The organism is Microbacterium sp., assembly GCF_017305435.1.
Classification (GTDB): Bacteria; Actinomycetota; Actinomycetes; order Actinomycetales; family Microbacteriaceae; genus Microbacterium.
Genome location: NZ_JAFKIP010000002.1, coordinates 592,291 through 606,284, shown reverse-complemented (window position 1 = coordinate 606,284; position 13,994 = coordinate 592,291). Strand labels below are relative to the sequence as shown.

Genomic DNA, 13,994 nt, shown 5'->3' with positions numbered 1-13,994 from the left:
CCCGCTCGCAACCGCTCGCAATCACTACGCTGCCTTCACCGACAATCGGGTGATGATTGACGCACAAAGGCGTATTCTCCACCCCGGTCGGATCAACCGAGGCGGGAGCTTCGGCGGGCCAGGATTAGTCAGCTGTCACCTTGGCAGTAAGCCAGGCAGCAACAGTGGACCGCCAACGCTCTCGGTCGGAGTTCCACGTCATCGTGTGATCTGAGTCGAAGATTTCGAGTTGAACGAGATCTGGACGCAGCACTGCGAGCTCGCGAGAGAGGGCCGACGGCGCCGAGCCGTCGTTCGTTCCGTGGAGGATCAGAGTAGGGGCTGCCAGCTCCTGCGCGCGTGCGATCCAGTCGAGATCGCCGAGAGGGATGGTGCCGGGCAGGCCGATTGCGCGCGCGAGCAAAGGCGATGTGAGCCACGGGATGGCGAGGAGCCCTGCCGCGGCGGGCAGCCCGGCGCGAGCGCAGTTCGCCTTGATCGTCGCGACCCAGTCGAGAACGGGCGACTCAAGCACGAGCCCGGCTATCAGCCGCCCGTAACGCGGCCGTGCAGCGAGTTGGAGTGCGACCTGTGCTCCCATTGACCAGCCGAAGAGAACGACGCGACGCGCGCCCTGATCGATGGCGTACTGGATCGCAGCGTCGACGTCGTCGACTTCAGTGGCGCCGAGGGTTGACCGACCAGTTCCGCGCCTTGGGCCTTCGCTATCGTTCCTGTAGCTGACGACGAGGGACGTGTAGCCCAGCTCGGTGGTGACTTGCACACCGCGCAGTGTTCCGGCTCGCGGGCTGCCGAGCCCATGGATGTGGATTGCCCACCTCGTTGACTGCGAGTCGCTGCGACCGATACGCCACGCTGGCGCGGGCCCCGACGGAGTGGGGATGGCAATGTCGTAGGCGCTGAGGCCCGCATCGACGGGCGTCATGAAGTAGATGCCGCTCCAGGATGCGGGCTCGTCGGCTGACGGCGTGAAGCCCGGTGCAGTTGCCGTCACTTCACGTGCGAGGCGCCGAGGCCCGCGATCAAGCACCTCGGCAGACAGCTGCACCCACTGGCCTCCTCGAAACAGCAGAGTAAACTCACCTGGGGACTCAGTTTGATGCGTTCGATCGAGCACGATTGCTCGCCGGTCGCCATCTTGTTCGACAGCACGGATGGCCAGTTCGAACCGGCGCGGGCCTGGAGGGGCGGTCAGCCGCCGCGTGATCACCAAACCGAGGCCCAACGATAGGGACGCTGCGGCCGCCATCACGCCTGCCAGCGCGATCGGGTTTCTCATGCCGCCCCTCGTTGAGAGTTACGCCGTGTGGCCGGTGCAGACGACGGGTGAAGTCGAGCTCCGTCTGTTCCGAGGAGATGCTGCTCCGCTCGTTCAAGGACGAGACGGTCATCTGCGCTGAGAGAGAACGACACGCGCGGGTCGATCATCGCGTCGCGAATCTCTACGACCTGTCTATGCAGCTGCGCCTCGAGGCGATCGGTTTGCACGGACGCGGCATCCGTCTGACTCAATCCCGGGCGAACGATCGTCGCCGCTCGCCATGCGGGCGACAGTTCCTTGATGAGCGTGCGTGTTCGCGCTGCCCTCCGGCGCGCGCTCAGGTAGCGCGCTGTCGGCTGCCCAGCGAGTCCGACGCAGAGGAAGAGGAAGGTCAACATGTAAAGCGGTCCATACGCGATAGACACGTCAGCCATCACGTCTGCACGCCCGGAAAGGTGTGCGATGTCCATGATGAGGACGACGACACAGAGAGCGACTCCGAGGATCGCGCCGACGACGAGACAGCCGGCCGGCAGACGCTGTAGACCAACGCTCAGCCGATACTGGCGACTCGCGAGGACTGCCATGGTGCCAACGACGATCCCGTAGTAGGTGAACTGGATCATGGAGTACGCAGCTGCGGCAGGCTGCGCTCCGAGATCAATCATGAAGTTGGTCGTCGTGGCGCCACGGTCGATGAGCAGAAAGGCGATCCCGACGCCGCTCAGCGCAACCAGGAGGGCAACGGGGCCCAGCGCAATGCGAACTGGGCCGGGCTGATACTCCCCCGCTTTCATGATCCCTCGGCCAAGGAAGAAGATCCCGACCATGAGCGCGCAGTCCCCGATGAGGGTGGCGACATTCGAGCCGCCGAGGAGTGCATCGATGAAGCGGTAGACCGCATCGACGTTGATCGTCATCGCGACCGCGATCGTGATCGCCGCGTAGGTGATGCTCCGCTCGGCTCGTCCGCGGCGCAAGATGAGCAGGCTCGCCACGAGCAGCCACATCAGCACCGCGACGAAGGTCTGCATCACCCGAAGATCTCGAGGTAGCGCGATTCGCCGTACACCGATCCTCTGATCGCCGCAGCGAGATGATCAGCCAAGGCCTCCGCCGCGATCTCGGTGTGAGAGTCCAAATCTTGACGAGTGAGTAGTCGACGCCGAGTCCGGGCGGGGATGTCGGGAAGCAGGAAGTCTTCCGTCGAACATTCGTCGTCTTCTCCATGCCCGAGGATCATGTGGGCGAACTCGTGCAGGACGAACTGCTGGCGATGGAGGACGGAGTCGCTGTGCGCGTGAAGGACGAGGTCTTCGTTCTCGGTGATGAGCCACACCGCGCAGATGCCATCGTGGTCGCCGAGATCCGCAAGTTCCACGATTCGGAGTGTGCGCTGCCGGTGATCCTGGATTGCCCCAACGAGATCGTCAAAGGTGAAGGTGCTACCCAGCGCAAGGTCTGCGACGGCCGTCGGCACGGTCTGCTCGATATTCACGATGTCACTCCCGTCCGGGGAGCATGTGCCGGTGGGGGGTCACAACGGACCGGCAAGGGCACTGCTCAGGTGTGTGTCATTTCCTCATCCAGGAATCTGCTGATCGCCTGAAGGGCCTTCGGGGAGATATCTCCCAGCGTGCGCGCGGCATAGGACTTCACCTTCGCGGCTCGCATCGCTCGCACAAGATCCAGCTGCGCGGTGACCTTGTCCGGGGTCGCTGCGCCGTCCTCCCCGAGCAGGAACGCGGCATCCACGTCGAAGAACGCAGCGAGCCCTTCGAATAGCGCGGGGTCTTGCACGTAGCGGTGACCGTTGACCATATATGTCCATCGAGATCTCGACAGGTTGATCCCACGCTTCTCGAGGAACGCCGCGATCTGGGCGTAGGTCGGTTCGGAACCCGACTCGGTGATCGCGACGTCGAGAAGCAGCCTGAGGCGTTTCGCGAGGTCTTCCGCGGCCACTTTGCTCTCGTCTTCTGTCATTTCGGTAGACCACCCTTCCCCTCGGGTGAGGCAAGGCTTGTCGTTTGTGAGCGCCCGTCGACGGGCGTTGAGCATGCTCAACGTACCCGTTGGGCATGCTCAAATCAACCGTTGCGCATGATCAATGTCGGTGCTAGAAACAACTCCAAAGCCATTTGAGCATGCTCAAAGAGGAGGTCATCGCCGGGGACGGTACAGAGGACTTGTCGGCACTCCACCCCCACACAGCCGGCCTGCGGGCGCGCCCGAATTTCGTGAAGCCGCCCCGCGCGAGCGTGAACAGTTATGCGACCGTCTCGGGTCGGTCGTTCGCGCGCTCGCCCATCGGCTCCGGTGAGATCGCGCGTACCTCCCACAGGAAGCCGCTCTGTCGGCTGATCAGAAGGAGGTGCCCACGCCATGACACACCAACCCCCCGCAGTCGGTTCCACTGAGGCGAAGCTCGAACGGCTGCACGCTCAGCTGGCGGATGCCGTGGGCACGCTCGTGACGGGCAACGACTGGGTGCAGGCTCTTGAGTTCGCCGCGCGATTCCGCTCTCGTTCGTTCAACAACACCATGCTCATCTGGGTGCAGCACCTTGCTGCGTTCGAGCAGGGCAGGGTCGCTGAGCCCACGCCGACGTACGTCGCGGGGTTCCGGCAATGGCGCACGCTTGGGAGGTCGGTCGCCCGCGGCCAGACCGGCTACCTGATCTTTGCGCCGATCCTCGCGCGATTCGCCTCCCCCACCCCACACGTCGCCGAGTCATGGCGTCGTCTTGCGCCTCGCGAGACCCCGAGACGCAACGACGAAGTGCGCACGCGGATGGTGGGCGTGCGGCCCGCATACGTATGGGATGCCTCGCAGACGAGCGGTGTCCCGATCCCCCATGCCCACACTCCGCATTTGCTCGCGGGCGAGGCGCCACAGGGTCTCTGGGATGGTCTTGCATCCCTCGTACGCGAACACGGGTACACGCTGCGCATTGTTGGGAGCGATCGCGCTCTCGGCGGAGCCAACGGCATGACCGACTACCTCACTCGAAGCGTTGCCATTCGGGGTGACATAGACCCCGCGGCGCGTGCGAAGACCTTGGCGCACGAGCTGGCGCACGTGATGCTGCACGGCCCTGACAACGCCGATGCCGTACTCCACCGCGGGATCGGGGAAGTCGAAGCGGAGTCCGTTGCTCTGATGATCGGAGCGGCCCACGGCCTCGACACATCGGGCTACACGATCCCGTATGTGGCGACATGGGCAACATCCGTCGAGGGAAAGACGCCGGTGGAAGTCGTGCAAGCGACCGGTGAGCGAGTCCGCACGGCAGCGGTCGCGATCCTCAAGGGGCTGCGCACGATGCAAGTCGGCTCGGGCGACCCTCCGGGTCTGACGAGGGAAGCGCAGCGGGGTGCACTTCAGACTCTCGTTGCTGGCCCGGTGGAACAGTTCGATGATGTCCGCCGCGTGAGGGTTCGGAACTCGTCCCCCGAATCAGCGTTCTCGGCCCGGGATCTGTGATGGACACCCTCGCCCTGTTCGCCGGAATGATCGGCCTCTCGCCGCGGGAAGGCGCCGCTCGATTCGCTGCGGCAGGAGTCCCGATCTTCCCCTGCAAGCCAGCGGAGAAGCGGCCGCTCACAGAGCACGGGTTCCGCGACGCGACCTCCGACGACCGCCAGATCGCCCGATGGTGGTCTCGATGGCCCGAAGCGAACATCGGCATGCCGACCGGGCGAGCTTCCGCCGTCGAGGTCGTAGACATCGATGTGCACGGGCGGGTGCGCGGATTCGCTGCCTTCGAGCTCGCTCGCCGGGAAGGTCTCGTGGATCGCTGGCAGGCGCTGGTGAAGACGGCATCCGGTGGGATGCACGCCTACTACCCCGCAGACCCTGATCGCGTTCAGGCATCGTGGCAGGCCGCCCGCGCCGGCATCGACTTCCGGGGTGAGGGCGGCTACGTCATCGTGCCGCCGTCGCAAGTGCTTTTCGAAGGCAACCGGTCTGCGTATGAGCTGATCGGCGCCGGACGCGGGCACGCCGTGTCAATCGACGGATCAGCGCTTCGACAGTTTCTCGACCCGAGGCCGACCCCTGCTGCGACGAGGCCTGTGGAGACACGCCGCGATGTTGACGCGGAGCGTCTCGCGGCGTGGCTGGCCGCACGGGCTGAGGGCGAGCGGAACCGCGCCCTGTACTGGGCCGCATGCCGGCTCGCCGAGAACGGCGTCACTGATCAGAGCGCGCGCAACCTACTCGGGCCTGCTGCGGAGCACGCGGGGTTGCATCAGGCTGAGATCCTGACGACCATCCGGTCTGCGTACCGAACGGTGGTGGGGCAGACGCCGCCCTTTCGCATCAGTGGTGGCAGCTCAGCATCCCGCTCGCTCAGCGGGCAGGTGATCTCGTGATCCCCGCTACGACGGAGCCGCGGTCAGGACGGATTGCCGTATGGACCGCGGTAGTCGGCACCGTGTTCATCGCTGTCGGTGCGTTCTGGTTGTCGTTCACCGCTCTCGCGGATCTCGCCCATGCGTCCGGCATCGCGGCGACGCAGGCGTGGGCGTGGCCGCTCATTGTGGACGGAATAATCGTCGTCGGAACCGTTGCCGTCGTCGCGCTCGCCGGACAGCGGGGTGCGTGGTATCCGTGGATGCTGCTCATGATCGGCGCTGCCGTATCGGTCGCCGCGAACTCGATCCATGCCGTCGTCGCGGCCGATGCCGATGTTCTTCCCGTGCTTGCAGCGTCGGTTGCCGCAGTACCGCCGCTGGTGCTTCTCGCGATCACTCACCTGACGGTCGTTCTCACCCAGCGATTCCGGCTTCACGTTTCCTCCACAGCAGAGACGTCACGAGACCTGTCCACAGAAGTCGTTCCGGTTCGCTCGCTGGTCGAGGTTCCGGAGAAGGGTGCCCGTAGAAGCGTTGCCGCGCTGATGCGTCAGCGCGGGATGTCGAACAAGGAGATTGCGAGCGCCACGGGAGTTCATCCGTCGACAGTCGGCCGGTGGTTCGCGGGGACGATCGGCACACCTGAGGTTCAGAAGGAGGTTACGTCATGAACGAATACGAGCGAGTCGAGCGACCCGGCCCGCCGCTTCGCGTGGACGCGTCCGAGCGTGAACGTGAACTCGTCGATAAGCGGTCACCCGAAGAGGTCTCCGAATTGGCGCGGCACGGCGATCCTTCGCTTGCGAGGCAGCCGCTGTCCCTATCCGGCGCTGAGCGGGTTCGAAGCGAGGTGGTCTGGATGCGACCTACGGAACTCGTTCCCGCCGTCACCGGGCGCGTCGCGGGCCAGGGAATCGACCTCGAGTCCTCGCTCGCCCGGCGAGCGCGCGCTTTCCCGACGCAGGGGGTCGCGGCAACTCGCCGCGCAATCCGAGAACGGGCCCTTCACCTACCGCCGGTGGAGGCGTTCGGAAACGGCCGCGCTGATCACGGGTCCGTCCGTCGTTCTGGAATCGGTCGGTAGCGAGGTTGCCATGTCGAGCCAGGGTTCCCGCTCAGATGCCGCCGCATCGGTGCACTCGCAGCGCCGTCCGGACTCCTCCGAGTCGGCGAGCGTGCCCGCCTTGTTCGAGAGCTCGGAGGGGCTGCGCGAAGTGCTCGAACGCCTCGCCGCGCAGGACCACGGCGCCTGGCGTCGCGACGCCGAAGCCGGAGCGCTCATGGAGTATGTCGTTCGGCGCTACGCAAAGCTGGCGCGCAAGCACGGACTCGATCCATGGGATGCCGCCGCGGCCGCATTCGACGCAATGCGCTCGTCGGCCGTGCGCAATGCCGACGACCCCTGGGCGGTAGTCACTCGGGCCGTGCAGGTGACGCTGATCGCCGAGGAACGGGCGAACGGCCTGCTGTGCTCGGTCTACCAGGCGCGCCGACCCGAGTTCTCGTCGTTCCATGACCCCGAGCGATTCAGCGACCGAGAGAACCCGTTGAGCGACTATCACCCGTCACTGCGTGTGCAGGGGGCCGGGGACGCGCTCGATGACGGCGGCTCTTCGGACGGCGCCGGGATTGGAGAGGCAGTCGAGAATGCGATCGCCTTCATGACCTTGCTCGGCTGGCCGCGCACGCCCGCGCGGACCGCGATGGAGTACATCTGTGCACGACTCAGTGAGGTCCCCTCGCGTGCTACCGCCTGGGAATCGCTCCGGCGCGACGTCCACGGAAGAACCCTCCTCGACCTGTCGTCCGCATCGTGGAACGGATTGCTCCGTGCTGTCCTCGGCAACCCGGAACCGGAGGTCGCCCGGACGACAGCCGGCCGCGGCATCCTGCTTCGACTGCTGATCGGTGAACCGTTGCGTTCGCTGCTGACGGATGACGATCTCGTCCTCGCGGTGAGTCTCGCCGCACCCGCAGATCGATCGAGGCGGTGACCGTGGGAACCAGAGTCGGCCACATCGAGCTCGAACGATCGATCGAGTCGATCGTCGTCGGGAAGCGGCACCGTACCGAATTCGGGGACATCGATGAGCTTGCCGAGTCGATCACCCGCGACGGACTGCTCCAGCCGGTCACCGTGACACCGGAAGGCGTCCTGGTGTGCGGTGCCCGTCGGCTCGAAGCGCTGAAGCGGCTGGGCGAGAAGACGATCAAGGTGTGGGTGAGGTCCGGGATCTCGGATCGGCTCGCCGAGCTGTTGGCAGAGCAGGCCGAGAACCTTCTCCACAAGCCGCTCACGCCGACAGAGGCGGCCTCCCTGTACACCGAACTGAAGGATCAGATCGCCGACGACGCGACTCGCCGGCAGTCCGCGACGCGTTTCAGCCGTCCGGATTCCCGGGATGGAAAAGACGGTGGTGCCACCGTGGCACCACCGCAATTCAAGTCAGGCAAGAGTCGCACCCAGGCAGCCCAGATGGTCACCGGAAAGGCGTCATACACCACGCTGGAACGCATCGCCGAACTGCAGCGCGTTGTCGCTGACCCCGGCGCCGACCCTGCACTGAAGGAGAAGGCGAGCGAAGAACTGCGGCTCATCGACGAGGGAGGAAGTGTCGCCGCGTCGCACGCGCGAATCCGGCAACTCCTCGAGCCGGAACCGCCACAACAGTTCGAGGACTTCGAAGCACCCGAGGACTTCGAGCCGCCCGACGAACTCGAGCAATTGGCAAACGCGGCTCTTGCGAGAGTCAAGGAGGCGAAGCGCGGCCGGCGGCCATCCAGGTCTCGTGGTGATACGGCACACGTCTTTCCCGTCCGCGCGTTCGTGCGTGTGTGGGAAGACCTGGATCTCTGGTGGACCCATTTCGATGTCGCAGCTGTGGCTACTGAACTGACGGACGAGCAACTCGAGCAGTTCGAAGCGACGCTCGCTTCGACCGTCGAGTTCTTCGCGGCGCTCCGCAGCGCACGTGTCCAGCGGGGACGGAAGATCGCGTGATGATCGCCGCGCTGCGCCCCCGGCGGCGCCTCGTCCTTTTCCTCTCGATCGGGTTCGGTGTGCTGGCGGCACTTGTCGGCGTTGGCTTGTACGGACTTGTACTGGCACCGTCGCCCAGCACTCCGACGACTGAGGTCGAGCCGCCGGCCCCGGCTGCCTCGAACGTCAGCCCTAAACCGAGCGCCTCGAGCGCAACGCTCCCCCCGATCCGCTCGACATCGGATGCCGAGGCCTTCGCGCGCGAAGCAGCAGGCGCGCTCGTCAATTGGGACTCCACCACGGACTTCGATCCGGCCGACTACGCACAGGTGATCGTCGACGCAGGGGATCCCTCTGGTATTGAGACCGCCGGGCTCGTCTCCGATGTTCGCACCTATCTGCCGACGGCGGAGGCGTGGTTGACGCTGCGCAGCTACGGCACGCGCCAGTGGCTGACCATCGACGAGGCGTTCGTGCCGGCATCCTGGAGCGACGCGGTCGATCAAGCGGCACCTGGTCAACTACTCCCCGGGACCATCGCGTACACGATCACGGGAACACGCCATCGCTCCGGCATCGTGGGGACGCAGGCTCAGGAGACGTCTCGACCGATCGCGTTCACACTCTTCATCGCCTGCGAGCCGAGTTTCGACGAATGCCGCCTGCTCCGGCTCTCCGAGGTCGACAACCCGCTCCGGTGACGGACGTCGCGCATGAAGAAGCTCGTCATCGCTCTCGCCGTGGTTCTGTTCACCCTGCCGTTCGCCGGCTTGATCGCGCTCCCTCTCGTCCTCTCCCCCGCCGCGCTCGCTGCCTGCCAGACATCCGGCCAGCTCGTCGTGACCGACGTGCCCGACACATTGACTGCGAAACGGAGCGACGGCGTGTCGGTGACCCTCGGGCAGGCACAACTCACCCGTGCCGCGACGATCATCACTGTCGGCAGCGGTATTGAGGGTGTGGGGCGGCAGGGGGTGCTGATCGGTCTGATGGCCGCGCTCACCGAGTCGACCCTGAGGATGCTGGCGAACGCCGCCCATCCCACTTCGCTCGGCATGCCCAACGACGGCGTCGGCAGCGACCACGACTCACTCGGCCTCTTTCAGATGCGCCCGACCTCCGGCTGGGGCACCGTCGACGAGCTCATGGATCCGGAGTACCAGGTGCGCGCGTTCTTCGGCGGAGCAGAAGGACCCAACTTCCCCTCTCCTGCGGGGCTCCTCGACATCGCGGGCTGGCAGTCAGCTGATCCCGGCTCGGCTGCGCAAGCTGTCGAGCGCTCTGCCTTCCCCGACCGCTACCAGGACTATCAGCCCGTCGCGGACGCCATCCTCGTCGCGCTGACCCGGCCGATCGCGTCGGGGGCTGGAGGCGGCGCACCTGTCGACTCCCTCCCCGAGACAACGCGAATCGTCTTCCCCCTCCCGAGCGATACGTGGGTGCGGTCCAGCGGGTACGGCGGGCGTACTGACCCCATGACCGGTCGACCCGCGTTCCATGCAGGAACCGACTTCTCCGCGGCAGACGGCACGCCAATCTTCGCGATCGCGGACGGGATCGTCAGCTGGGCAGGCCCGTATGGGGGTTACGGACAGCTGATAGTCATCGAGCACACGGTCAACGGACGGCGGGTGGCGTCGGCCTACGCGCATATGTGGCAAACCGGCGTACACGTGACGGTCGGCGAACGCGTCACCGCGGGGCACCATATTGGGGATGTGGGGGCATCCGGCAAATCCACGGGATCTCACCTCCACTTCGAGATCCGTCCCGGCGGTGCGTTCGAGCCGGCTATCGACGCAGACCCGTGGCTCGCCGAGCATGGGGCTGAAGGATTGGATTCCTCGACATCTGGCAGGACGGCGTGCGCGACGGGCGCACGGGCGTGACCGGAATGGACATCTTCCCCGACTTCGGAGCAGTTGGAGGTGCGGGTGACCTCCGCGCGATCGTCGGCGCTCTCCTCATGTATGTCCTGGTCTTCGCGGTGCTCGCGATCCTCGTCTGTGCCGCCACATGGGCTATTGCGTCGACGAGCGGAAACTACCAGTCGGCCATGAGAGCCCGTACCGGCCTTCTTGTCGCCGTCGGCGCAGCGGCACTTGCCGGCGCGGCGGTCGCCTGGATGAACTTCCTCATTGGGGTCGGCCAACAGCTCTAGCCAGAGTGCGTGCACGGACTGCGCGGGTCGACGGAATCTCGGGGACGCCGCACGCACCTTGTACGCAGGTTCGTTTCTGCGCAGACAAGGAGCACGACCGTGATCGACATCGTTCCCAACGGGTCGGGACTTCCCGGCATCGAGCAACTCCGCGTCATCGTCGGCGCAGTGATGACAGTCGGGCTCATTCTCGCCGTGCTCGCCCTCATCATCGCCGCTGTCGCGTGGGGGTATGGAGCCAACTCATCGAACCCCCATCTCGCCTCACGGGGCAAGCTCGGCGTTCTGGTGGCGTGCGGCGCGGCACTCATCTGCGGGGCGTCGGTCACGCTCGTGAACTTCTTCTGGGGTGTCGGTCAGTCCGTCTGAGCGAGACGCGGTCGATCGAGAGGAACGACGCGAGTGGGCGGAGTCTGCGATATCCCGGCGATCGCCGAGGTGTGCCAGACCGTCGGGTCGGGTGTCACGTCGCTCGTTGCCGCGCCCTTCGATTGGCTCGCCCATACGCTCGCCGCAGCCGCCGCGTGGTTCTTCGAAGCCGTCTGGGCGGTGTTCGACACGACCACCCTCGTCGACGTCACCGGTGACCAGTACACCCAGGTGTACAACCTGCTCTTCGGCGTCGCGCTCTTCGTCATGCTCGTGTTCTTCTGCCTGCAACTGATCACCGGATTGGCGCATCGCGATCCGACTGCGCTCTCCCGGGCTGCTGTGGGGCTCGGCAAGTCCGTGCTCGGATCGTTCGTCGCAATCGCCCTGACGGCGACGCTGCTGGAGGTCACGGATCAGCTGGCCATCGGGATCGTCCAGGCAACCGGAAACACGATGGAGGGAATGGGCGACAGAATCGCCCTGATGGCCGCCGGCCTGGTCGCGATCAACATCGCGAGCCCCGGCGTCGGCGCGATCATGACGATCTTCCTCGCAGGACTCGCGATCGCAGCCACCGCGATTGTGTGGTTCTCGCTCCTCATCCGAAAAGCCCTGCTCCTGGTGGCGATCGTGTTCGCGCCGATCGCACTGGCCGGATTCTCCTGGGATGCCACTCGCGGCTGGTTCGGCAAGTGGGTGGCGTTCGTTGTGGCCCTCGTGTTCTCCAAGCTCGTGCTTGTCGTCCTCTTCCTCGTCGCGATCAACCAGACCGCGGCGCCGATCGACCTTGATCTCGCCTCCATCAGCGATCCCGTGGCCGGAGTCGTACTCATGCTCGTCGCAGCCTTCGCGCCATACATGACCTACAAGTTCATCTCGTTCGTCGGCGTCGATATGTACCACGCGATGTCGACTGAACAGGAGGCTAAGGGCGCGCTGAATCGGCCCGTCCCCGTGCCAGTGAGCCCCGCGAGCGCGAAGTCGGCGAAGTCGATCCTCGACGGAGGTGGCGCCTCGAGTGGGTCGGCGCCCCCGGTGGCGACGAGCGCCGCTGCCAACACCCCTGGATCTGGTGCCAGCGCGGGTGCGTCTGGTGCAGCAGCGTCCGGCGCAGGAACTTCAGGCGCTGCGGCGGCCGCCGGCCCGGCCGCCGCAGTCATCGTCGGCGGTCAGGTGGTCGGCAAGGCTGCCTCCGTCGGACCCAAGCTCGGCAACGCCACCGGATCAACAGCCATGGGACATGCCGAGGGTGCCATTCCGGCAGACATGCCACCGGCACCGACGGTCTCGCCAGCTGCAGGGCAACCGGTCCCACAGCCGCGCACACAGACCCCGGCCCCGCGACCGATGCCGACTCCGCGCGAGAGGACGACAGCATGACAGCGAACAACGCCCCGCGCGCAAACCAACTGCACCCGGTTCAGTTCTCGCGTCTGTCCAAGCGGGGCGTGATGCTCGGCCTCTCCGTGGCACAGCTCGTGACACTCGCCGTCGGGCTAGTCGCATTCACGAGTGCGGTGTACATGGGCGGCGGCATCCTCTTCGGCCTCACGTCACCGATCTGGGTGACGAGCGTCGCTCTTGCCTTCGTTCCCGTGGGTGGTCGGAAGCTCATTGAGTGGGTGCCGATCTCTATCCGCTGGGTGTGGCGAAGCATCGGCGGGCAGCTGCGATTCCGCGCGGACTTGGTCAAGCCGCGCCCCGCGGGCACGCTCGCACTCCCCGGCGACGCCGCCGCGCTCCGCGAGTGGGTCGACCCCGAGACGGGCGCCGCCATGATCCAAGACCCTCATGCCCAGACCCTGACGGTAATCGCCGGCATCACGCATCCGGCGTTCGTTCTTCTCGACAGCGGCGAACAGGAGCGTCGGGTGGCCGGCTGGGGGCGAGTGCTCGGGACGGTCTGCCGGTCGGGCCGCATCGCGCGCGTGCAGATCTCCGAGCGCACAGTGCCCAGCTCCGGAAGCGGGCTCGCCGAATGGTGGGCCCGGCATGGCGTCGACGATGACTCTTGGCCCGCCGTCACGTACAAGGAGCTCATTGAGCGCGCCGGCCCTGCCGGCGAACGGCATGAGACGACAATCGCCCTCGCGCTCGACATGCGCGCGGCGGCCCGCCAGATCCGCGCCGCCGGGGGTGGCATGAAGGGGGCCGCGAGCGTACTGCGTCAGGAGATGACGACGTTCGTGGCAGCACTGCGGGCAGCCGACCTAACGCCCACAGGCTGGCTGAGCCCAGGCGAGGTCGCGGTCGTGCTGCGCTCCGCATACGATCCCGCAGCCGCTCCCGCGCTCGAGAGACACGGGGACATCGGTCGATCTCTCGCAACGGCCGGCCCCATCGCAGTTTCCGAAACCTGGGACCGGCTGCGTACCGACTCGGCCCACCACGCGGTTCTCTGGATCTCGGAGTGGCCGAGGTCACAGGTGTACCCAGGCTTCCTCTCCCCCTTGCTGCTGACCTCGGGCATCCAACGCACATTCACTCTGACGTGCACACCGGTACGTGCCGACCTCGCCGCGCGAGACATCAGGAGAAAGAAGGTAGGACTTCTCTCGGATGCCGCGCAGCGGGCGAAGGTCGGGCAGATCGAGGATGCCGCGCGAACCGCCGAATACAACGACGTCGTGCAGCAAGAGTCAGACCTCACGGCTGGTCACGGCGTGCTGCGTTTCACCGGTCTCGTAGCGGTGTCGGCGCCGAGCGTCGACGAGCTGGATGCCGCAGTCGCGGCGATCGAGCAGGCCGCCGTGCAAGCTGCCTGCGAAACACGGAGGCTCGTGGGTCAGCAGGCGCAAGCGTTCACCGTCGCCGCGCTGCCCCTGTGCCGAACCGTATGACGCGCGGGGACACCTCGCGCAC

Annotated in this window: 15 protein-coding genes; 11 read left to right on the top strand and 4 right to left on the bottom strand. The window is 66.0% G+C overall.

Annotated elements, in window-relative coordinates; genetic code table 11:
- Window positions 1–124: 124 nt before the first annotated feature.
- From J0I43_RS03185 to J0I43_RS03170, 4 genes are all read right to left on the bottom strand, one after another.
- The gene (locus J0I43_RS03185; protein WP_292858857.1) at window positions 125–1,279 is read right to left on the bottom strand and encodes an alpha/beta fold hydrolase; all 1,155 of its coding nucleotides are present in this window, start codon (window positions 1,277–1,279) and stop codon (window positions 125–127) included.
- On the bottom strand, window positions 1,276–2,295 hold the full coding sequence (locus J0I43_RS03180; protein ID WP_292858855.1) for a hypothetical protein: 1,020 nt from the start codon (window positions 2,293–2,295) through the stop codon (window positions 1,276–1,278). The genes J0I43_RS03185 and J0I43_RS03180 overlap by 4 nt, the downstream gene beginning before the upstream one ends.
- A complete protein-coding gene (locus J0I43_RS03175; RefSeq protein WP_292858852.1) occupies window positions 2,295–2,759 on the bottom strand; it encodes an ImmA/IrrE family metallo-endopeptidase in 465 nt (154 codons plus the stop codon). Before J0I43_RS03175 ends, J0I43_RS03180 begins: the two co-directional genes overlap by 1 nt.
- 65 nt (window positions 2,760–2,824) lie before the next feature.
- Window positions 2,825–3,322, bottom strand: coding sequence for a hypothetical protein (locus J0I43_RS03170; RefSeq protein WP_367267536.1), 498 nt, complete (start codon window positions 3,320–3,322; stop codon window positions 2,825–2,827).
- Between the two features lie 324 nt (window positions 3,323–3,646).
- On the opposite strand from J0I43_RS03170, the gene J0I43_RS03165 reads away from it, so the two are divergent.
- The 11 genes from J0I43_RS03165 to J0I43_RS03115 all read left to right on the top strand — a co-directional run bounded on the left by J0I43_RS03165 (window position 3,647) and on the right by J0I43_RS03115 (window position 13,972).
- Entirely contained in the window at window positions 3,647–4,747 is a 1,101-nt protein-coding gene (locus J0I43_RS03165) for an ArdC-like ssDNA-binding domain-containing protein (protein ID WP_292858849.1), read from the top strand.
- A complete protein-coding gene (locus J0I43_RS03160; RefSeq protein WP_292858846.1) occupies window positions 4,747–5,637 on the top strand; it encodes a bifunctional DNA primase/polymerase in 891 nt (296 codons plus the stop codon). Before J0I43_RS03165 ends, J0I43_RS03160 begins: the two co-directional genes overlap by 1 nt.
- A complete protein-coding gene (locus J0I43_RS03155; protein ID WP_292859062.1) occupies window positions 5,637–6,290 on the top strand; it encodes a DUF2637 domain-containing protein in 654 nt (217 codons plus the stop codon). Before J0I43_RS03160 ends, J0I43_RS03155 begins: the two co-directional genes overlap by 1 nt.
- A gap of 423 nt (window positions 6,291–6,713) precedes the next feature.
- On the top strand, window positions 6,714–7,613 hold the full coding sequence (locus J0I43_RS03150) for a hypothetical protein (RefSeq protein ID WP_292858844.1): 900 nt from the start codon (window positions 6,714–6,716) through the stop codon (window positions 7,611–7,613).
- A gap of 2 nt (window positions 7,614–7,615) precedes the next feature.
- Entirely contained in the window at window positions 7,616–8,620 is a 1,005-nt protein-coding gene (locus J0I43_RS03145) for a ParB N-terminal domain-containing protein (protein WP_292858841.1), read from the top strand.
- Window positions 8,620–9,300: a hypothetical protein gene (locus tag J0I43_RS03140; protein WP_292858838.1), complete on the top strand. Its 681-nt coding sequence runs from the start codon at window positions 8,620–8,622 to the stop codon at window positions 9,298–9,300. The genes J0I43_RS03145 and J0I43_RS03140 overlap by 1 nt, the downstream gene beginning before the upstream one ends.
- Before the next feature lie 12 nt (window positions 9,301–9,312).
- Entirely contained in the window at window positions 9,313–10,488 is a 1,176-nt protein-coding gene (locus tag J0I43_RS03135) for a M23 family metallopeptidase (RefSeq protein WP_292858835.1), read from the top strand.
- A 5-nt stretch (window positions 10,489–10,493) separates the two neighbouring features.
- A complete protein-coding gene (locus J0I43_RS03130; protein ID WP_292859059.1) occupies window positions 10,494–10,760 on the top strand; it encodes a DUF6112 family protein in 267 nt (88 codons plus the stop codon).
- 99 nt (window positions 10,761–10,859) lie between these two features.
- Entirely contained in the window at window positions 10,860–11,129 is a 270-nt protein-coding gene (locus tag J0I43_RS03125; RefSeq protein WP_028495551.1) for a DUF6112 family protein, read from the top strand.
- A gap of 33 nt (window positions 11,130–11,162) precedes the next feature.
- Window positions 11,163–12,512, top strand: coding sequence for a conjugal transfer protein TrbL (locus tag J0I43_RS03120; RefSeq protein WP_292858826.1), 1,350 nt, complete (start codon window positions 11,163–11,165; stop codon window positions 12,510–12,512).
- The gene (locus J0I43_RS03115) at window positions 12,509–13,972 is read left to right on the top strand and encodes an SCO6880 family protein (protein ID WP_292858823.1); all 1,464 of its coding nucleotides are present in this window, start codon (window positions 12,509–12,511) and stop codon (window positions 13,970–13,972) included. The genes J0I43_RS03120 and J0I43_RS03115 overlap by 4 nt, the downstream gene beginning before the upstream one ends.
- The last annotated feature ends 22 nt before the right edge of the window (window positions 13,973–13,994 follow it).